Origin of the sequence: Sedimentibacter sp. B4 (genome assembly GCF_000309315.1) — a bacterium.
In the GTDB taxonomy this organism is placed as follows: domain Bacteria; phylum Bacillota; class Clostridia; order Tissierellales; family Sedimentibacteraceae; genus Sedimentibacter; species Sedimentibacter saalensis.
In genome coordinates, this window is record NZ_CANG01000407.1 from 1 (window position 1) to 241 (window position 241).

Below are 241 nucleotides of genomic sequence, written 5' to 3' on the forward strand. Positions count from 1 at the left end.
TGTGGCGCGCACGACGATGCGTCCGGTGGTGTTCAGGGTGGCGCCGATCACGGCGTCCCCCGCAACCACGTCGACCGGCACGGACTCGCCGGTGACCAGGGAGTTGTCGACCGCGGAGAAGCCCTCGACCACCTCGCCGTCGGTGGCGACCTTCTCCCCCGGCTTCACCACGAACGTGTCCCCGACCTTGAGGAAGTCGATCGGGACCAGGCTCTCCCTGCCGTCCTTCAGCAGGGTGGCC

General features: G+C 69.3%; 1 pseudogene. It reads right to left on the minus strand.

The annotated features are described in order from the left end of the window. A pseudogene (locus tag BN358_RS23540) lies at positions 1–241 on the minus strand (heavy metal translocating P-type ATPase); the annotation flags it as partial.